General features: G+C 33.3%; 16 protein-coding genes and 2 tRNA genes. 11 read left to right on the forward strand and 7 right to left on the reverse strand.

Annotation, left to right across the window (positions count from 1 at the left end):
* Positions 1 to 470: T9SS type B sorting domain-containing protein (locus AC2D8I_RS09370; RefSeq protein WP_484705741.1), on the forward strand; the 470-nt coding region annotated here is incomplete at its 5' end.
* Positions 471 to 952: 482 nt separating this feature from the next.
* Here the strand turns inward: AC2D8I_RS09370 and AC2D8I_RS09375 are convergent.
* Positions 953 to 2,470, reverse strand: coding sequence for an OmpP1/FadL family transporter (locus AC2D8I_RS09375; RefSeq protein ID WP_484705742.1), 1,518 nt, complete (start codon positions 2,468 to 2,470; stop codon positions 953 to 955).
* Between the two features lie 38 nt (positions 2,471 to 2,508).
* A complete protein-coding gene (locus AC2D8I_RS09380) occupies positions 2,509 to 3,447 on the reverse strand; it encodes a hypothetical protein (RefSeq protein ID WP_484705743.1) in 939 nt (312 codons plus the stop codon).
* Between the two features lie 100 nt (positions 3,448 to 3,547).
* On the opposite strand from AC2D8I_RS09380, the gene proS reads away from it, so the two are divergent.
* The 8 genes from proS (at position 3,548) to AC2D8I_RS09420 (ending at position 8,751) form a co-directional block, all read left to right on the forward strand.
* Positions 3,548 to 5,026: a proline--tRNA ligase gene (gene proS, locus AC2D8I_RS09385; RefSeq protein ID WP_484705744.1), complete on the forward strand. Its 1,479-nt coding sequence runs from the start codon at positions 3,548 to 3,550 to the stop codon at positions 5,024 to 5,026.
* Between the two features lie 172 nt (positions 5,027 to 5,198).
* A tRNA-Glu gene (locus AC2D8I_RS09390) sits at positions 5,199 to 5,270 on the forward strand.
* 30 nt (positions 5,271 to 5,300) lie between these two features.
* Complete coding sequence (gene rpsT / locus AC2D8I_RS09395) at positions 5,301 to 5,552, forward strand: 30S ribosomal protein S20 (protein ID WP_484705745.1); 252 nt, start codon at positions 5,301 to 5,303, stop codon at positions 5,550 to 5,552.
* Between the two features lie 158 nt (positions 5,553 to 5,710).
* Positions 5,711 to 5,782, forward strand: a tRNA-Glu gene (locus AC2D8I_RS09400).
* A 30-nt stretch (positions 5,783 to 5,812) separates the two neighbouring features.
* Complete coding sequence (gene rpsT, locus AC2D8I_RS09405) at positions 5,813 to 6,064, forward strand: 30S ribosomal protein S20 (protein WP_484705746.1); 252 nt, start codon at positions 5,813 to 5,815, stop codon at positions 6,062 to 6,064.
* Positions 6,065 to 6,279: 215 nt separating this feature from the next.
* Positions 6,280 to 7,038 (forward strand): peroxide stress protein YaaA, encoded by a 759-nt coding sequence (gene yaaA / locus AC2D8I_RS09410; protein ID WP_484705747.1) that lies wholly within the window; start codon positions 6,280 to 6,282, stop codon positions 7,036 to 7,038.
* 26 nt (positions 7,039 to 7,064) lie between these two features.
* Positions 7,065 to 7,736 (forward strand): uracil-DNA glycosylase family protein, encoded by a 672-nt coding sequence (locus AC2D8I_RS09415; RefSeq protein ID WP_484705748.1) that lies wholly within the window; start codon positions 7,065 to 7,067, stop codon positions 7,734 to 7,736.
* A 442-nt stretch (positions 7,737 to 8,178) separates the two neighbouring features.
* Positions 8,179 to 8,751: a hypothetical protein gene (locus AC2D8I_RS09420; RefSeq protein WP_484705749.1), complete on the forward strand. Its 573-nt coding sequence runs from the start codon at positions 8,179 to 8,181 to the stop codon at positions 8,749 to 8,751.
* 188 nt (positions 8,752 to 8,939) lie between these two features.
* Here AC2D8I_RS09420 and lysA read toward each other — a convergent pair whose 3' ends face one another.
* On the reverse strand, positions 8,940 to 10,172 hold the full coding sequence (gene lysA, locus AC2D8I_RS09425; protein ID WP_484705750.1) for a diaminopimelate decarboxylase: 1,233 nt from the start codon (positions 10,170 to 10,172) through the stop codon (positions 8,940 to 8,942).
* 193 nt (positions 10,173 to 10,365) lie between these two features.
* Between lysA and sucC the strand changes: the two genes are divergently transcribed.
* A complete protein-coding gene (gene sucC, locus AC2D8I_RS09430; protein WP_484705751.1) occupies positions 10,366 to 11,559 on the forward strand; it encodes an ADP-forming succinate--CoA ligase subunit beta in 1,194 nt (397 codons plus the stop codon).
* A 60-nt stretch (positions 11,560 to 11,619) separates the two neighbouring features.
* On the opposite strand, the gene AC2D8I_RS09435 is transcribed toward sucC, so the two are convergent.
* Positions 11,620 to 11,880 carry a DUF1456 family protein gene (locus AC2D8I_RS09435; protein WP_484705752.1) on the reverse strand — a complete coding sequence of 87 codons (261 nt, stop codon included), beginning with the start codon at positions 11,878 to 11,880 and terminating at the stop codon, positions 11,620 to 11,622.
* A 174-nt stretch (positions 11,881 to 12,054) separates the two neighbouring features.
* On the opposite strand from AC2D8I_RS09435, the gene AC2D8I_RS09440 reads away from it, so the two are divergent.
* The gene (locus AC2D8I_RS09440; protein ID WP_484705753.1) at positions 12,055 to 12,453 is read left to right on the forward strand and encodes a TerB family tellurite resistance protein; all 399 of its coding nucleotides are present in this window, start codon (positions 12,055 to 12,057) and stop codon (positions 12,451 to 12,453) included.
* Between the two features lie 38 nt (positions 12,454 to 12,491).
* Here AC2D8I_RS09440 and uvrB read toward each other — a convergent pair whose 3' ends face one another.
* The 3 genes from uvrB to AC2D8I_RS09455 form a co-directional block, all read right to left on the reverse strand.
* Positions 12,492 to 14,495 carry an excinuclease ABC subunit UvrB gene (gene uvrB / locus AC2D8I_RS09445; protein ID WP_484705754.1) on the reverse strand — a complete coding sequence of 668 codons (2,004 nt, stop codon included), beginning with the start codon at positions 14,493 to 14,495 and terminating at the stop codon, positions 12,492 to 12,494.
* Between the two features lie 17 nt (positions 14,496 to 14,512).
* Positions 14,513 to 16,846: a T9SS type B sorting domain-containing protein gene (locus AC2D8I_RS09450; protein WP_484705755.1), complete on the reverse strand. Its 2,334-nt coding sequence runs from the start codon at positions 16,844 to 16,846 to the stop codon at positions 14,513 to 14,515.
* A 143-nt stretch (positions 16,847 to 16,989) separates the two neighbouring features.
* The gene (locus AC2D8I_RS09455) at positions 16,990 to 18,828 is read right to left on the reverse strand and encodes a T9SS type B sorting domain-containing protein (RefSeq protein WP_484705756.1); all 1,839 of its coding nucleotides are present in this window, start codon (positions 18,826 to 18,828) and stop codon (positions 16,990 to 16,992) included.
* Positions 18,829 to 18,981: the final 153 nt, after the last annotated feature.

The raw sequence follows: 18,981 nt of genomic DNA on the forward strand, positions 1-18,981 counted from the left end.
ACAATATAGTCGTAACCGCGAGTTCTTCAGCAGCGAATTCTATATCCGTTTATGAGTTTAGCTTAGACGGCGGCACATGGGAGACAGCAGCAGCAGATAGCGATAGCTTTACTTTTAATAATGTAGGGGCTGGAGAACACAGAGTAAGCGTTAGAGATATTAATGGCTGTGGGGAAACTACCGTGACGGTTTCAGTGATGGATTATCCACATTATTTCACACCAAATGGCGATGGGTTCCATGATACATGGAATATTTATGGACTAGCCAATCAAGCCGATGCCGTGATTTATATCTTTGATCGTTATGGGAAGCTCTTAAAACAGCTTAGTCCTACAGGCGATGGATGGGATGGTACCTATAATGGTAGCCCAATGCCTAATAGTACGTATTGGTTCTCTATAGATTACAGAGAACCTAGTACCAATGATAAGAAAATGTTTAAAGCACATTTTGCTTTAAAACGATAACGATGGCATTGTAAAAACTAAAAAGTTTACATGAAAAAACCAGAACATTTAATGTTCTGGTTTTTTTATGTAAATATGTTTCGTCTTTAAATAAGGGGGGAGTGAAAAGTTGTTTAGTGAGGTTTAATTATGAAGGTTTTCATTATTTCAGATTATAAAATTAAAGATTTAAACAGGTGTTTATACTCAAGAATATGTGTTTGTAATTGGTGATTAGAAGTGAAAGGTCAGGTCTTAAAACGCATGGTAAAGGGCAAATAGAAAGAGGAAACATGCTTTGAGCTGTGATTTTAAAGCATTGAAGTAATCTAAGCTTCTGTAGAATAAAATTATTGTGTTTTAGTTTGTAGTCAATTGGGTTAAAAGCACTTTTTTAAGTCTACTATTATTTTATATATAGGGAGTTTTAACTGTTAAAACAAAGACAAAAGTAAAAAGGGAATAAATTGAATTATATCCTTTCTATTCTCTGTTTTTTCTTATTATAACCGGAATCCTAGAGATAAAGTTATATTAGAGTTACTATTGTCAATAGTGGTTATATCTGTTAAGCCTGTTTTGTACAATTGATAATCCGAAGTTTGTTCGGAATGATCGAAAGTTAAGTCTAATTTAATGTTTCCGAAGTTATAACCTAAACCTAAAGAGTAACCTGTTAAGTCTTCGATTGTTGTTTCATCTTTATAGGGGCTTTCTTGGAGGCGATAGCCACCTCTAAGACTTATTTTTTTGATTTTATATTCACCTCCAATTCTATATGTAGCAGCAGTTGTTAAAGTATTACTTATAATAGTGTTTTGACTCGCAAAATAAGCATCAGATGTTGGTTTGAATCTTGTTTTGCTATAGTCTTTTACAGCATAATCAAAACTAATTAGGCCTTTCTCTCCAAAAACATAAGCTACACTGGCCGTAATTTTTCCTGGAGTTTGTAATTTATATTCAGGAAAAATATTTATGATAAGAGGGTTTACAATTTGCAATAAATCACCAGTACCTTCGTTTCTAACGGTTTCAATATATTGTGTTGTCTCTTCCTCAATTGTCAACCACGTTGGGGAGTCGTATATTAATCCTATTCTTAGCTGATTAGAAATTTTGAAAATACTACCTAGTTGAAACGAAAATCCATTTCCGTTAGTTATAATATTATTTTCAAAACCGACTTGATTAACTATAGAGCCCGTATTGTTATTATCCTCGTATAAGAAAGTCGAACGTTCATAATTTAAGAAGTGAGAATTTAAGTTTGCACCTAGATATAAATTATCTCCGTATTGCGCTCCAAGATTGAAAGATACTTTGCCGTTATAGCCTGTCGCAGAATAATTATACTCTTGGTTAAAAGTTCCAGGCGCTATATTAGAGGTGTATATTGTGTTATCATCCTCATAAGTGTCTGGTTCTAATATGAAAGAATCATACCCGAGATAGGCTTGTTGATTAGTGTAGCCATAAGCTCTGCCAATTTCTGCATAAGCTTCTGAAGTTGTTTCTCCAGGTAACGCTGATATTTCATCTAATCTTAAGCCTTGTGCGTTGTTTAAAAAATAACGATCTATAGAGTTTGTGTTTGTTCCAGAAGCAAGCCAATTGTCTTCGTAATTTTTTGTGTTATCATAAGCTATGCTGAATGCTATTTTATTCCAATTTGAATTTTTATCATAATTTTTAAAAACAAAAACACCGCCAGCTTGATGAAAGGATATATCTGAATTAGAATTAGTGTTTTTTTCTCCTAAGAAAGAGGTTTCATTGTCATTACTATTGTTAGAAAAAGAAATAGAAGCATGGCTATTACTAAATACAGCAGAACCAGCAGGGTTTAAACTTACGGCACTTAAGTCTCCTCCAAGGGCGCCAAAAGCACCACTTAAAGCTCTAAAACGAGCTGTTCCTTGTATTTCTCCATTATCAAAACGTAATGCATCATTAATGTCTTGAGCAGTGATTATAGGTGTAAATAGCATACCTATGAATAGTAATACTAACTTTTTCATATTGCTTTTTAATTTTAATTTCTATAAATTATTGTAATTTATCTTCTTCGAGAAGAACCGCCTCTTGAATAAGATCTAGAAGGGCTTGAGCTTCTTGGAGTGCTAAAAGACCTGTTAGATCGAGGAGTAGATGTGGCTCGCGTTCTCGTTCTTTGTGGGGAATAATTAGTTTTTGCTCTAGATGTATTACGTTTTACCCTTGGTGTAGAGGTGTTTGGTCTATTCGGTCTTGTTCTTGGATTTGTAACAGTAGAACTCTTTACCCTTTTTGCTCTTGTAGATGGGGAAGTTGTTCTTGTTCTAGTCCTAATGGCAGTATTGTATCTTGTTCTAGTATTAATTGCAGATCTTCTATTCAATACAGATTGTCTACTGCTTAATGTCCCTCTTCTAGCAGAGTTGTAGGTGACTGCTCTAGGAGAATAATAATTATAACCTCTATTATGATATACATAATTGTTATAAGGATATCTATAACTAGGGTAGTAGCCATAATATCCGCCATAATACCCATAATAAGGCGGACACCAAAAGGAGTTATAAGCGTATCCTATGCTCCAACCGTAATAGGGCGCATTCCAATAGCTGTAATAACCATAGTTGTTGGGATAATGTACATTAATGGTTACATTATCGCTTTCTTGTCCCCATCCAGCATAACCACTATTTATCTCAACAACTTCTTTTTCTTCATAATCGCCTTCATACGAATCTATGTCTGTGAAAATTTCAGATTCTTGAGCTTCTAGCTCTAGTTCATTTGATTTTTCTTTGAAGTAATTTTGGTAATATTCATTAGAAGAAGTGGATTTGTTGTTAACAACTTCTGTTTTTTCAACGGTACGTTTCGAAGAGTCATAAATACCGTCATTGTCTTGTCCAACATATTGATAAGAGCTACATGATGAGATTGTTAAAGTTAATCCAATAACAGCGATTGCTGATACTTTAGTTCGGAAGTAGTTAATTAATCGCATATCTCTTTATTTTAATTGTTGAACATAACAAAAATAGTTAGTTTTGTCGAACTATTTATTTTTTTAACATAGTCACAATATTTGTGCCAAAACATTATGTATGAGCAAAAAACTTACGAGTAGAGCAGAGGATTACTCAAAATGGTATAACGAACTCGTTGTAAAAGCTGATTTAGCTGAGAATTCAGCAGTTAGAGGTTGTATGGTTATAAAACCTTATGGTTACGCAATTTGGGAGAAAATGCAAGGGGAATTAGATCGCATGTTTAAGGAAACAGGGCATCAAAATGCCTATTTTCCTCTTTTTGTTCCAAAAAGCCTTTTTGAAGCAGAAGAAAAAAACGCAGAAGGCTTTGCAAAAGAGTGTGCGGTTGTTACGCATTATAGATTACAAAATGATCCAGATAAAGAAGGGAAGCTTAGAGTGGATCCTGAAGCTAAATTAGAAGAAGAACTTGTTGTAAGGCCAACAAGTGAAGCCATTATTTGGAGTACTTATAAAGGATGGATTCAATCTTATAGAGACTTGCCTTTATTGATTAATCAATGGGCAAATGTTGTGCGATGGGAAATGCGTACAAGATTATTTTTACGTACAGCAGAATTTTTATGGCAAGAAGGACATACAGCGCATGAAACTAAAAAGGAAGCCGTGTTAGAAGCAGAGCAAATGAATACAGTTTATGCTAATTTTGTTGAAGATTTTATGGCTATACCTGTAATACAAGGGGTAAAGACCGAGAGTGAACGTTTTGCAGGAGCAGAAGAAACATATTGTATTGAAGCGTTAATGCAAGATGGAAAAGCATTACAAGCAGGTACTTCTCATTTTTTAGGTCAAAATTTTGCAAAGGCATTTGATGTGAAGTTTGCAACTAAAGAAGGAAAGCAGGAACATGTATGGGCAACTTCTTGGGGCGTTTCTACACGTTTAATGGGAGCGCTTATCATGACACATAGTGATGATCATGGTTTGGTGTTACCTCCGAATTTAGCACCTAATCAGGTCGTAATTGTGCCTATTTACAAGTCAGAAGAACAGTTAGAGGCGATTACAACAGTTGCTAACGATATTATGAGTAGCTTAAGAGGTAAACAGATTACTGTTAAGTTCGATAGTAGAACAACACATCGTCCAGGGGCAAAATTCGCACAACACGAGTTGCAAGGTGTGCCTTTAAGAATAGCTATAGGGCCTAAAGATTTAGAAAAAGGAACTGTAGAACTTGCACGACGGGATACCTTAACAAAAGAAACGATAGCGTTAGATCATTTAACAGATAAAGTTGAGGGATTAATGACCGAGATTCAGGAGGCTTTATTCAATAAAGCTCTAAATTATAGAAATACACATATTACAGAAGTAGAAAATTTTGATGAATTTAAAGCGGTTTTAGAAGAAAAAGGAGGCTTTATATCTGCGCATTGGGATGGTACAATAGAAACAGAAGATAAGATAAAGGAGATTACTAAAGCAACAATTCGTTGTATTCCATTAGAAGGGAAACAAGAGGATGGTGTTTGTGTTTATTCAGGGGAAGTTTCTAAACGTAGAGTCTTATTTGCTAAAGCGTATTAATTTTTTTTGTTTTTTTTTATTAAGTTCTTGCAACAGTCAAAAATAGTTGTATTTTTGCACCCGCAACGAAGACGTTGTAAGTTATTTGAAAAGTATTGTGAGTTAAAAAAAAGTTTAAAAATCTTTTGCTAGATTTGAAATAATATTTATATTTGCAAACTCAAAAATAAATGGCCCGTTCGTCTATCGGCTAGGACGCCAGGTTTTCATCCTGGTAAGAGGGGTTCGATTCCCCTACGGGCTACAATTTTTTAATAAAGAAAGAATAAAACAAATGGCAAATCATAAGTCAGCGTTAAAAAGAATTAGAAGTAACGAAGCTAAGCGTTTAAGAAATAAGTATCAGCACAAGACAACGCGTAACGCTATTAAGAGATTGCGTGAGCTAACTGATAAAAAAGAAGCAGAAGCTTTATTGCCATCAGTAGTGTCTATGTTAGATAAATTAGCGAAGAAAAACGTAATACATGCTAACAAAGCGGCAAACCTAAAATCAGGTTTAACAAAGCACGTTGCTGGGATATAAGCTTAATACTATACCATATTAAAGTCTATCAATTAATTGATAGACTTTTTTTGTTTATATAATACTGTCTTTTATTTTTTGAAAAGAATTATAAATTTTCTTTTTAGTTTATTGCTAGATTAAAAATAAAATATATATTTGCAAACTCAAAAGCAAATGGCCCGTTCGTCTATCGGCTAGGACGCCAGGTTTTCATCCTGGTAAGAGGGGTTCGATTCCCCTACGGGCTACAATTTTTTAATAAAGAAAGAATAAAACAAATGGCAAATCATAAGTCAGCGTTAAAAAGAATTAGAAGTAACGAAGCTAAGCGTTTAAGAAATAAGTATCAGCACAAGACAACGCGTAACGCTATTAAGAGATTACGTGAGCTAACTGATAAAAAAGAAGCAGAAGCTTTATTGCCAAATGTTGTTTCTATGTTGGATAAATTAGCGAAGAAAAACGTGATACATGCTAATAAAGCAGCAAACCTAAAATCAGGATTAACAAAGTACGTTGCTGGAATATAAGCTTAATACTATATAATATTAAAGTCTATCAATTAATTGATAGACTTTTTTTTTGCTCTATATTCTGGTTTATAAAAGCGTAAAAGATTTTCTTTTTAATGTAAACATGAATAATCGAGTCTTAAAAAATTGTAATTTAGTAAACATTAATGATAAGATGTTTACCTATGATACTTTTTAAGGTAACTATTAGGTGAAAAGCAAATACAACTTGAATGAAATTAGTAATATCTCCAGCAAAATCACTAGACTTTGATCGTAAATTACCAACAGTAAAAGCAACCGAATCTCAATTCTTAAAACAATCCGAGCGATTAAATACACTTTTAAAAAAGAAATCGGCTAAGAGTTTATCTAAATTGATGCGCATAAGTGATGCTTTAGGACAATTAAATTATGAGCGAAATCAAGATTGGCATTTACCTTTTAATACAGAAAATGCAAGACCAGCCATTTATGCCTTCAACGGCGATGTCTATAGAGGGGTAGATGCGTATACCATTTCCTCCGAAAGATTAGAAACACTACAAAATACAGTGCGCATCTTGTCTGGTCTGTATGGAATATTAAAACCTATGGATCTAATACAGGCCTACCGATTAGAAATGGGAACTAAGTTTCCTGTAGGTAAAAATAAAAACCTTTATGAATTTTGGAAGCAGGACATCACTAAAGCACTAAATGAAGAGCTGGAAGATGATGAGTTGTTTTTAAACTTGGCAAGCGTAGAATATTTCAAAGCAATAGATGTGAACAGTTTAAAAGTACCAGTTATAAGCGCCAGTTTTAAAGAATTTAAAAATGGAGCGTATAAGAACATTGCTGTTTTTGCAAAACGAGCAAGAGGTTTAATGTCTCGTTATGTAATAGATACCAACGCTAAAACTATAGACGATGTTAAAGGGTTTAATTATGAGCGTTATGGGTTTAGTGATCAACTTTCAACAGCAAAAGAATTGGTTTTTACACGTTAATAATTTAATCTCTACGTATAAAATTGATGTTTTTACATAAGCACCCCTATAAACCATTTATAAAGAAAGATGCAAAAAAACTAATCGTTGGTACTTTGCCTCCTCCAAGGTTTTCTACAGGAAATTTATTAGACAAAGATGTTGATTTTTGTTATGGTAGTTATTATAATAGTCTATGGTTGTTTATAGATAAAATACACCATTTGAATTTACGGTACGATAATTCTCTTGAAGCTATAGAGCAGCGAAAAGCTTTTTTAGTAGAAAGAAAGATAGGAGTATGTGACATTGTAGGAAGTTGCGAGCGTGAAAAAGTGGATGCATCAGATTTAGGAATGCAAAACATTAAGTTGCGAGATGTTATAGGCTATTTAAAAGAATACCCTAATATTGATACGTTATTATTTACTGGCGGAAATAGTAAGAATGGACCAGAGTATTTTTTTAGAAAACATTTAAAAGATTACCATTTAAAATTGGAGTTGGTTTCTAATGATATTCCAAGAGTACATCAATTTAAAATACCAAAAACAAATGATGTAAATGAGAGAATAATAAAAACCATTTCATTGACATCGGCTTCTGGAGCAGCAAATAGGGCTATTGGAAGTATGCCATTATACCAACAACTTAAAGCTAAACATTCCAATTTTAATACCTTTGATTTTAGAGTGCTGCAGTACAGTGCTTTTTTTTAAAAAGGAATCAGGCAATTTGTATAAAATGAAAAGCACTAAAATGCGGTTTCGTTTGTAAGGCGAGCTAATGGATAAATCATAAATAGTAAAAAACGATATAGCGTTTTTACCTTTGCTATAGATTTTTATTTTGGTCAATTAATGAAGGTATGTTCGGACAAACTGTTGGCAAGTGTTGTTTTAATTTGAAAGAGATTTTAGATAATTATAAAAAAAATAAGTCAAGCTCTTATTTGTTTGCCATAGGGATTGTAGATTACATCTTTTTTAATCGAATACTAAGCACACTCATAAATAATAAAAATATTAGATGGTATAATAGTACTAACTCTCGTTAATAAGTGTGAAAAAAGATAAGTTTGCAATTTATAATATTACTATAAGTTTAAAAGATCAGGCTATATGCAATCATTAAACGAATAGAATTAAATACAATAACATTATGAGACATTACATATTTAGCTTCACCTTTTTATTAGCAACATATACTATGATACAAGCACAGGAAAATGAATTACCGTATTTTCAAATTCCTGAATATTCAGATACGTATACAGTAGGAACAGTAGCGGCAAGACAGGTAGATGGTTTAGGGTTTCGTTTCTATTGGGCAACGCAAGGATTAACAGAAGTAGATTTAAATTACAAACCTAATGATAGTGTAAGGTCTACAAGAGAAACAGTAAAACACATTTATGAGCTATCTTTAATTGTTTTAAATTCGACATTAAAGCAGGCAAATGTAAAAACGGAGTTGTCAGAGTTCTCTTTCCAAGATTTGCGTAAGCAAACACTACTTAACCTTAAACAAGCAGCGGATATTTTAAGAGCGAGTGAAGACTTGACTCAATTTAAAATTATTTTTGGAACTAAAGAGATTCCTTTTTGGAACAATATAAATGGTCCAATAGCAGATGCTATTTGGCATTCTGGACAAATAGCTTCTTTTAGACGTATAACAGGCAATCCAATAAACCCTAAAGTGAACCATTTTTTAGGTACGGTAAAGCAGTAAATGAGTTTATAAAACTAAAGTTTAGAATATGGAAAAAGGATGTTTATATCGAATAGATCCCATTCTACCAGTAAAAGATGTTTTGATCTTTATAATAACGGATTAACCTTTTATCAGGCTTTAAAATAACGAATTTTAAAGCATATGTAGACAAAGGACTTCTTAATTAAGAAGTCCTTTTTTAGTAATTAGGTATTCACTTTTATTTTTTTGGATTCTAAAACCACTTCAATTTGATTTTTTAAGAGATCATCAAAAGTTTCTCTTTTTCTAATTAAATGCGCTTTGCCATTATGCCATAATATTTCGGCAGGGCGATAACGAGAATTATAGTTGCTGGCCATAGAATAGCAATAAGCACCAGCATTTTTAAACGTAATAATATCACCTTCTTTTATTTCTGAAATACGCCTATTATTGGCGAATGTATCGGTTTCACAGATATAGCCTACAACCGAATAAAAACGCTCGCGTCCGTTAATATTAGATATGTTTTTTATTTGGTGTTGAGCGCCATAAAGCATCGGGCGTATTAAGTGATTAAAACCAGAATCTATTTGAGCAAAAACAGTCGAAGTTGTTTGTTTTATAACATTTACTTTTGCTAAAAATTGACCCGCCTCACTCACTAGAAATTTCCCAGGTTCAAATGCTAGAGTTAGTTCTTTACCATAATCTAAACAAAAAGAATTGAATCGTGTTGTTAATTTCTCTCCCAGTTCTTCAATATTAGTTTCTATATCTCCCGTTTTGTAAGGAACTTTAAATCCAGAACCAAAATCTATAAAATCCAAGTTCGTAAAATTTAAAGCCGTATCAAAAAGAATTTCGCTGGCATATAAAAACACATCAATATCTAGAATGTCACTTCCTGTATGCATATGAATTCCATTGATAATCATACCTGTGTTTTTAACGATACGGAGTATGTGTGGGATTTGGTGTATTGAAATTCCAAACTTACTATCAATATGGCCTACAGAAATATTAGTGTTTCCTCCAGCCATAACATGAGGATTTATACGAATACAAACAGGAACGTTAGGATGCCGCGTGCCAAATTGTTCTAGTATAGATAAATTATCAATATTTATTTGTGCTCCAAGCTTTGCTACGGTTTCAATTTCTTCTAAGGAAACACCATTAGGTGTGAAAATTATTTTTTCTGCAGGAAATCCAGCAGTTAAGCCTAATTGTACTTCTTGAATAGAAACGGTGTCCAAACTAGCACCAAGAGTATGCATTAACTTTAATATAGAAATATTAGAGAGCGCTTTTACGGCATAATTTACCTTTAAATGTTTGACGTTATTAAAAGCAGCTGTTAAACGTTTGTATTGCTTTGTAATCGTTTCAGAATTGTATACGTAAATAGGACTCCCAAAGTCTTCGACTATTTTTAATAATTGATCGTTTTGCATAACAGAAATTTTATCAAAGATATTTCTTTCAAAGAAGATAAAAAGTAATAGATTATAATATTACATGATTTAAACATATTGTTAATTATTTAACAATGATGCTTTGCAGAATGTTTTTTTTCATAATTAAATATTAGGGTAAGTTCTTGTGATTATTTACTTTTGTGACTCTAAAATTTTACTTTCAAAAAAGATGAATTTACACGAATATCAAGGAAAAGAATTATTAAGCAGCTTTGGCGTACGTATTCAACGTGGAATTGTTGCTCAAAATGCAGACGAAGCAGTTGCTGCAGCTAAGAAACTAACTGAAGATACAGGTACAGGTTGGCACGTAATTAAAGCACAAGTTCACGCTGGTGGTCGTGGAAAAGGAGGCGGTGTTAAACTTGCAAAGAACTTGGACGAAGTAAAAACCATAGCAGACCAAATCATAGGAATGGATTTGGTAACACCACAAACCTCTGCCGAAGGTAAACGTGTACACCAAGTATTGGTCGCAGAAGATGTTTATTACCCAGGAGAGACTGAAACTAGTGAGTTTTATATGTCTGTTTTATTAAACCGTGGGACAGGACGTAATATGATTATGTATTCTACCGAAGGGGGCATGGATATTGAAACTGTAGCAGAAGAGACACCGCATTTAATTTTTACTGAAGAAATAGACCCTGCTACTGGAATCTTACCTTTTCAAGCTAGAAAAGTAGCTTTTAATTTAGGGTTGTCTGGTTTAGCGTTTAAGGAGATGACGAAATTCGTGACGTCTTTGTATACTGCTTATGTGAAATCGGATTCTTCTTTATTTGAAATCAATCCAGTTTTAAAAACGAGTGACCATAAAATCATGGCTGTAGATGCCAAAGTGACCATAGACGATAATGCATTGTACAGACATAAGGATTTAGCTGAATTACGTGATTTACGTGAAGAAAGTCCTATAGAAGTAGAAGCAGGCGCATTAGGCTTAAACTATGTTGATTTAGATGGTAATGTAGGTTGTATGGTTAATGGAGCTGGTTTAGCGATGGCTACTATGGATTTAATAAAGCAAGCAGGTGGTGAGCCCGCAAACTTTTTAGATGTAGGTGGTACAGCAGATGCAGCACGTGTAGAAGCCGCATTTAGAATTATATTAAAAGATCCAGCTGTAAAAGCTATTTTAATAAATATTTTTGGAGGGATTGTACGTTGTGACCGTGTGGCACAAGGTGTTGTAGATGCATATAAAAATATGGGAGATGCAATTAATGTTCCTATTATTGTACGTTTACAAGGTACTAATGCAGACATAGCAAAGGAACTAATTGATGGTTCTGGTTTAGATGTTATGAGTGCTACAGAATTCCAAGAAGCAGCAGATAAAGTACAAGCAGTATTGGCTTAATTCAGAGAGATGATATCATTTCAAAAGTAAAGCGTCTTATATTATAAAAAAAGAGCAACGTTAATCGTTGCTCTTTTTTTGTTGTTTATTTTTCTGTTTAGGAGGCATAGGACCACGTAGATGAATAACCAATCCATTTAGGAAATTACGAAGAATTTGATCTCCACATTCCATATATTTGGGATGATCTTCTCGTCGAAATAATGCACCTAACTCACTTTTTGAAATTCTAAAATCTACAAGTGATAGAATTTTAATAATATCATCATCACGCAATTGATGTGCTACTCTTAGTTTTTTAAATATGTCGTTGTTTGTCATTTGTAAAATACGATTGTTAATTTTAAGTCCGTTTGCTAGCTCAATCTAGAGCGTTATTATAATGAAACATAATGTAAATCTACTCATTTTTCGATAAGATACGTGCTTTATACGATTATAAAATAACGAATGTTTGTAAATTTATAATATGCTTGTTATGAGATGTAAACTGTTATGAATCGAGTTGAAAAATTAAGCTTATTGTCTGAAATGATAGCCTTTGCGAAATGTGAAGATGCTATAAAACCACTTGAATACAACTTTCTTCGTAGTATTGCTGAGCAGTTGAGTGTTTCGATAGACGACTTTAATGACCTAATAGCACATCCTATTAATTGTATCCACCACAATTCGCATAGTGAACGTATTGTACAATTTCATCGGTTGGTGTTGTTAATGAACATAGGAAATAGGAGAACGCAACAAGAAATTATTAAACTTTATAATTTTGGTTTAAGAAAGGGCTTGAGCCAAGAATCCATAACGCAAGTATTATACTTAATGGAAGAGTTTCCTGATAATATTGTTCCTCCAGACCTTCTTATTGAAATTTTTAAGGTACAATATAATTAAGTCTGTAGTGTCATTAAAAGTTGCAGTATGTCGTAGGATTAAGTTTTTAAGGCTTCTAATTTTTCTTGATACGCTTTAATTTCATCACGAAATTGAGCTGCTATGATAAAATCTAAGGCTTTTGCTGCGGCTTCCATTAATTTACGTTTTTCTCGTATTTTCTTTTCTAATTCCGATTTGTTGAGGTATTCACTTTCTGGTTCTGCTGCTTTTGCAGCTTCTAATTCATAGCTATAAGTACTTACAGAGTTTTTTGTAAGAGAATTGTCTAGACTTTTGTTTAATGCCTTTGGAACGAGGTTGTGCTTTGTATTGTATGCTATTTGTTTTTCGCGTCTGTATTCTGTTTCGTCAATCGTTTTCTGCATGCTTTTTGTAATCTTGTCTGCATACATAATCGCTTTACCATTTAGGTGTCTGGCAGCTCTACCAACCGTTTGTGTTAAAGAGCGGGCAGATCGTAAAAAGCCCTCCTTATCGGCATCTAAAATAGCAACAAGAGATACTTCTGGGAGGTCCAAGCCTTCACGAAGTAGATTAACACCTACTAAAATATCAAAAAGCCCTTTACGTAAATCTTGCATAATTTCAACACGTTCTAAAGTATCTACATCGCTATGAATGTAACGTACGCGCATATTTATACGAGTTAAGTATTTTGTTAACTCTTCAGCCATACGTTTGGTTAAAGTTGTAACCAAGGTGCGTTCGTCTTTTTCAACACGTTGTTGAATTTCTTCAATCAGGTCATCAATTTGATTAAGGCTAGGGCGTACTTCAATAATAGGATCCAATAAACCAGTAGGTCTAATGACTTGTTCAACATAAACGCCATCTGTTTTTTGAAGCTCATAGTCGGCCGGAGTTGCACTTACATAAATGACTTGATTTTGTAAAAGCTCAAATTCTTCAAATTTTAAAGGCCGGTTGTCCATAGCTGCAGGCAATCTAAAACCATATTCTACTAGGTTTTCTTTTCGACTTCTATCGCCGCCGTACATTGCATGTACTTGAGAAACGGTAACATGACTTTCATCTACAACCATCAAAAAATCATCAGGAAAATAGTCTAATAAGCAAAAGGGTCTGGTTCCTGGTAGTCTTCCGTCTAAATAACGCGAATAATTTTCGATACCGGAACAATATCCTAATTCACGAATCATTTCTAAATCAAATTCGGTTCGTTCTTTCAGGCGTTTCGCTTCTAGGTGTTTCCCCGTTTCTTTAAAATAATCATATTGCTTTACTAAGTCTTCCTGAATGTTTTTAATCGCATTTTGTAATACATCAGGCGATGTTACAAACATATTTGCAGGATATATGGTTAGTCTATCGTATTTTTCAACAATAGCATTGGTTTGAATATTAAAGGCTTCTATGTCTTCTATTTCGTCTCCAAAAAAATGAATCCTAAAGGCATCATCTGCATAACTAGGAAAAATATCAACAGTATCACCTTTTATTCTAAAATTTCCATGTTTAAAATCTGCTTCAGTTCTAGAATATAAACTTTGTACAAGACTGTGTAATAATGCTGTTCTAGAAATTTCTTGATCTTTTTCTAATGTAATAACATTTTTTTGAAATTCTACAGGATTTCCAATACCATATAAACAAGACACCGAGGCAATAACGATAACGTCTCTACGTCCAGAGAGTAGGGAAGACGTTGTACTTAAACGCATCTTTTCTATCTCTTCATTTATAGATAAGTCTTTTTCTATATAAACTCCAGAGGTTGGAATATAAGCTTCTGGCTGATAATAATCATAATAGGAGACAAAATATTCCACTGCATTGTTAGGGAAAAACTGTTTGAACTCAGAATATAATTGTGCAGCTAAGGTTTTATTGTGAGCTAAAACGAGAGTTGGACGTTGCACTGTTTCTATGACGTTGGCTACTGTAAATGTTTTTCCAGAGCCTGTAACACCTAATAGTGTTTGGTATTTTTCTTTAGAGTCTATACCCGCTACTAATTGCTTAATTGCAGTGGGTTGATCTCCTGTAGGACTAAATTCCGATTCAATTTTAAAACGCATACTGTAAATTTAAGGCTTTACCTAATGAGAGCAAAATGCCCTCGGTATTCTTTCCCATTAGGGTGGCGCATAAGAAACCAATAGTCGTCACTTGGTAATGGCAGGCCATTTAATGTTCCATCCCATCCAATATAAGGTGTAATAGCACTAATAAGCTTTCCATAGCGATTAAAAATTTGAATTTTTAAATTAGAATTGAATTGTTGATCTGCACCATAAGGTTTCCATAAATCATGAAATGTATCTCCGTTCGGGGTAAAATACTGAGGAAAACCTAAAATTGAAAAAGGAATGGAAGCCATACCACACCCGTTTTTGTCTCTTACATAGATTGTATGTAAGCCTGGTTTTAAATTATTGAACGTATTAGCATCTTGATAAGTGCCATATTCATTGTCTAGAGCAAACGCGTAGGCACCCTCTCCAGAGACAGTGACTGTGGCGGTATTATTCGATGTGAGTTCTGTATATTCTATACCTTCAATTATTGGTGGGCTAGATGCAATAAGTGTGATATTTCTTGTGTTGGAGCAGCCATTAGGATGTGTTACTATAGCAGTATATACACCCACTTGATTAGCGTCAATAACAGCGGTGTTAATAGTTGTACTCATGCCATTAAATAGCCATTCGTATGTGTAGTTTAGTGTTGTGTTATTTGTAACTCCTGCATTTAGTGTTTTTGTTTCAGGAAAGTAATTTGTACAGTATAAAATAGAGCTGTCTGCTAGTAATTCAGGAGTAGGGAGTACATTTAGTGTTAATGTGGTAATGGCATAGCATTGGTTTGTGTTTGTGGTAATCTTTACAAATATAGTTTCAGAATAAGCTGTTGTATTAGTGTAGTCTCCATTAATGGGATTATGATCTGAAAAGGCATCATTAAGTGTGGTAAAAAATGTAATGGTAGCATTATTAGGAACCAATGGGAGTATTTGAGCGCTAATATTATTTAAGTTAAAAGTCGTTAAACCATCAATTACGGCATCATCACATGTATTTATATCATGAAGCGTAAGGGTATTGGTTGAAATATCTAAAGTTATTTCAGCAATAGCACTACAACTAGTTGTTAGACTCGTTACTCTAGCATATACAACTTGAAGCGGACTTGTATTATTATACGCACTAGGTTGTATAATTGCATTATTATCCATTTGTGCATCTGCAAGAGTTGTGTAAAAATTTGAGATGCTTAAGTTGCTGTTATTATTGGTAATGTCTTGAGTTGAATTTAAAAGATTATAAGTTGTAAACCCATCTAAATCAATGTCGCAGGTAGTTAGTGTTGTATTAAAAACGATAGGGTTTTGAGCATATTCAATAACAATTTTCCCATAAGAAATACAACTATTGTTTAGCGTTGCTTCTACAGTATAAATTCCTGCTTGAGACACCAATAGTGTAGGATTGGTTTCGGTGATTAGCTCTATGTTATCTCTAAACCATTTATAGCTAGTAACGTTGGGTTGAGAAGCATCTAGACTAATTATATCATTTTCGCAAACAGGGTTTTGGTTGGCTAATAGTCTATCAGGGCCTAAATCTGTATTTAGTTCAAAGCTTCCTGCTTCTAAGAATACAGCAGAGTCATAGCGGAAATTTTGTTCATCGGCAATAACCAGTTTTACGTGATATGTTTCATTGGGTATAATATCTGCAATGGCCGTTAATATTTTGGTTTGCCCATTAAAATTTATGGGTGATACATTACCATTAAAACTTTCGAAATAGATTTCGTTTTCTGCTGCGCAACCATTAGGTATTTCGGGGTGAACAGTCGTTACTTTTACAGGGGTTTGTGTGCCTGGAACTAATGCTATGTTCTCATAGTTTTGGCTAGAAGCAGGGCGAATTAAAAAACCAAATAAATCGGAAAACTGACAAGTGTTAGGGTTGTTTTCTTGGTATTCTTCAGAGGCAAAAATGTACCTGAAACTAATTTGATTAGCAATGGATGTAAAGTCAAATTCTAAAATAGTTGCATTAGTGGTATTGCTTTCCTGAAGCGCATTTTCCAGATCGGTATCTCCAACCCAGTTTGTGGCGTCGTCATCACTTAAAGAAGTATTAGGGCCTTCAGCATTTTCTAATTTTCCTGTACTTAATATAATGCCGCTCTGAAAAGGAAAAGAAGTACCAGAGGCATCAAAAAAACCATAACTCTGATCTGTACTATTAAAATCCCCGCCAACGACATTGGTTACTAGAACGTTAGAAATACAATTGCTGTCTATTAAAATATCTTCAACAAGTTGTTGTGGGGTGTAGCTTTGACTATCTACAGAAATATTCTGAGCAGTAGTAGATAGAAAACACAAGAACAATAAAAAAAAAAGGGAAGCCTTCATTAATCTCAATTTGAATACAAATATAGATAAGGCGTTACTATATAATAGTACAAAAAATGTTAAAGTGAAACCCTAGAACTATGATGCCAAATACATTATATATTAAATTGTACATTTTTGTTATTCTTGCTAAGAATGTTTTTTTATTTATTAAGATAAACCCAGCCTGTTTGAGTTTTGAAATTTGGGTCGTTTAAGTAAAGTACATAATAATAGGTGCCTGTTGGGACTATATTGCCTTTATTGGCCCCTCTATTTGCTTTTCCGTACCATTTTAACTCATTATTACCTTCAAAAATAAGTGTCCCATAGCGGTTATATATTAATAGTTGATGGTTTTCAAAAATATCATATAAGCCTTGAATATTAAAGTAATCATTAAAAGCATCATTATTAGGAGAAAACCCTTCAGGAATATGAGGCGGGCAATTTTGGGTAAAGAGTTGAAAACTAAAGATGTCAAAGCAAATGTCGTTTTCTGCTTTTATAAAAATAGTTTGGGGAGTTGTTGAGGATTGATAATGCTCTAGAATTAAAATTTCATTGTTATCTAATTGTAAATCTTCAATTTCACTGTAAAAGGATAAATCAAGATAATCATCAGTGTTGATTTCGCTTAGCACATAAGTTAAATTAAAAACAGCTGTATTAAATCCAACATCGCAAGTATATAAAGGTGATAAAGCTTGTATTTCAGGAAGCGGAATAAGCATAATTGTTTCTGATGTTGTATTATTTGTTTCAATAATTTCTATAACATTTCCATTGCCATTGCCATCATCGTCTACAATTATTGTAAGTAGGAAGTTATTAGGGATTTCATTAGGGATCTCTAATGTTATTGAACCAGATTCAGAACTGTTTATATCAATAATATCTAGTGTTTCTGCACTACCTACTAGTTGTCCTTCGGCATAAAAAGAAATAATTGTATTTGAAGGTAATGGAGCTGTACTATTATTATTAGAAACGGTATATTCAAGAATTATTGTTCGGTTTCCACAGTTAAGAAAGTACGCATCTAGGGCTATAGTTGCATCTGGTAATTGGCTATTTAGTACTGTTATAATATTATTAATTATAATAAGATCTGCCCTAAATGTATTGGTACTTGGATCTATACCTCCCGTTGTTAGTTTTATTTCGACTTGAGTGTCTCCAATATCTATATTGTTTTCAATACTATATACGTCTAAGTCACAATTATAAAAATTGGTTGCGTTTGTAAAACTATTAGTGCCATTAAAGGCATTATTGGCTAAGTTTAATGGGGGATTAGAAATAATATTTCCATTTATGGATATGCTTTCCCCAAAATTTAATGCATTATCACCTTCCCATGCTAGAAAACCAATTTTAGCATTATTATTATCTAAGACGTTTAGGTTGTTAAGGAGAATCGTTTTTTCTTGTACGTTTTGATTGATGATTTCCAAACCTTGAAATAAATTGACTTGATTTAAAGGTAGGGCCTCATTTTCAAAAATAACGTAGAGGCTCCAACCGGCAAAATTAGTGCTACCAGAACAATAACCTGGCATATTGATTAGTGTTTCGGAAATATCTAAATTGGAAAGCTCATAGACCGTGTTCCCTTCTGTTATAACCTGTTCTGTAACATCTGCATAGCAAGAAAAATAAGTTAATAAACCATGAAAAGCGGAGTTGTAGTTAACAGTATATACATCTTCAGCAATAATATTGGTGCTATTTAATGTTACATCTAAATCCCCTGTTCCTGAACCAGCCCAATAAAGATAGGCAGCTATAATGGTAGAAGATGCATTTACATTTAATGTTGCTTGTGATGAGGGTAAGGTTTCACAAATGACGGAATTTAAATTATTCTCGGCTAAATTTAAGGTGTTTCCAATAGCTAAGTAATCGTAGTGACCATTGAATTGGTTAAAAAGAGTAATCTCTTGACTAAAGCTTTTAGTATGTGCAAAAATGATTAATATTAATACTAATTTCTTACTCATTTAAAAAACGATTGGTTTAATAATTTTCTTTAAAATGTATAATAGATCTAGCTATATTTGGGCATTATATTTTTAAGAAAAGTATTTTGTGGTTTTAAAACTATATTCTATTTGTATTTAGGGACTTATGCCTAAAAATACAAATTACTTACC

This window comes from Lacinutrix sp. YIN62 (genome assembly GCF_057219185.1).

Coding starts and splice junctions, on each gene's coding strand:
- lysA (WP_484705750.1), bottom strand. CDS start 10,172: ATGCAAAACGATCAATTATTAAAAATAGTCGAAGACTTTGGGAGTCCT.
- rpsT (WP_484705746.1), top strand. CDS start 5,813: ATGGCAAATCATAAGTCAGCGTTAAAAAGAATTAGAAGTAACGAAGCT.
- AC2D8I_RS09450 (WP_484705755.1), bottom strand. CDS start 16,846: ATGAAGGCTTCCCTTTTTTTTTTATTGTTCTTGTGTTTTCTATCTACT.
- AC2D8I_RS09380 (WP_484705743.1), bottom strand. CDS start 3,447: ATGCGATTAATTAACTACTTCCGAACTAAAGTATCAGCAATCGCTGTT.
- proS (WP_484705744.1), top strand. CDS start 3,548: ATGAGCAAAAAACTTACGAGTAGAGCAGAGGATTACTCAAAATGGTAT.
- rpsT (WP_484705745.1), top strand. CDS start 5,301: ATGGCAAATCATAAGTCAGCGTTAAAAAGAATTAGAAGTAACGAAGCT.
- yaaA (WP_484705747.1), top strand. CDS start 6,280: ATGAAATTAGTAATATCTCCAGCAAAATCACTAGACTTTGATCGTAAA.
- AC2D8I_RS09440 (WP_484705753.1), top strand. CDS start 12,055: ATGAATCGAGTTGAAAAATTAAGCTTATTGTCTGAAATGATAGCCTTT.
- AC2D8I_RS09415 (WP_484705748.1), top strand. CDS start 7,065: ATGTTTTTACATAAGCACCCCTATAAACCATTTATAAAGAAAGATGCA.
- AC2D8I_RS09375 (WP_484705742.1), bottom strand. CDS start 2,470: ATGAAAAAGTTAGTATTACTATTCATAGGTATGCTATTTACACCTATA.
- uvrB (WP_484705754.1), bottom strand. CDS start 14,495: ATGCGTTTTAAAATTGAATCGGAATTTAGTCCTACAGGAGATCAACCC.
- AC2D8I_RS09455 (WP_484705756.1), bottom strand. CDS start 18,828: ATGAGTAAGAAATTAGTATTAATATTAATCATTTTTGCACATACTAAA.
- sucC (WP_484705751.1), top strand. CDS start 10,366: ATGAATTTACACGAATATCAAGGAAAAGAATTATTAAGCAGCTTTGGC.
- AC2D8I_RS09420 (WP_484705749.1), top strand. CDS start 8,179: ATGAGACATTACATATTTAGCTTCACCTTTTTATTAGCAACATATACT.
- AC2D8I_RS09435 (WP_484705752.1), bottom strand. CDS start 11,880: ATGACAAACAACGACATATTTAAAAAACTAAGAGTAGCACATCAATTG.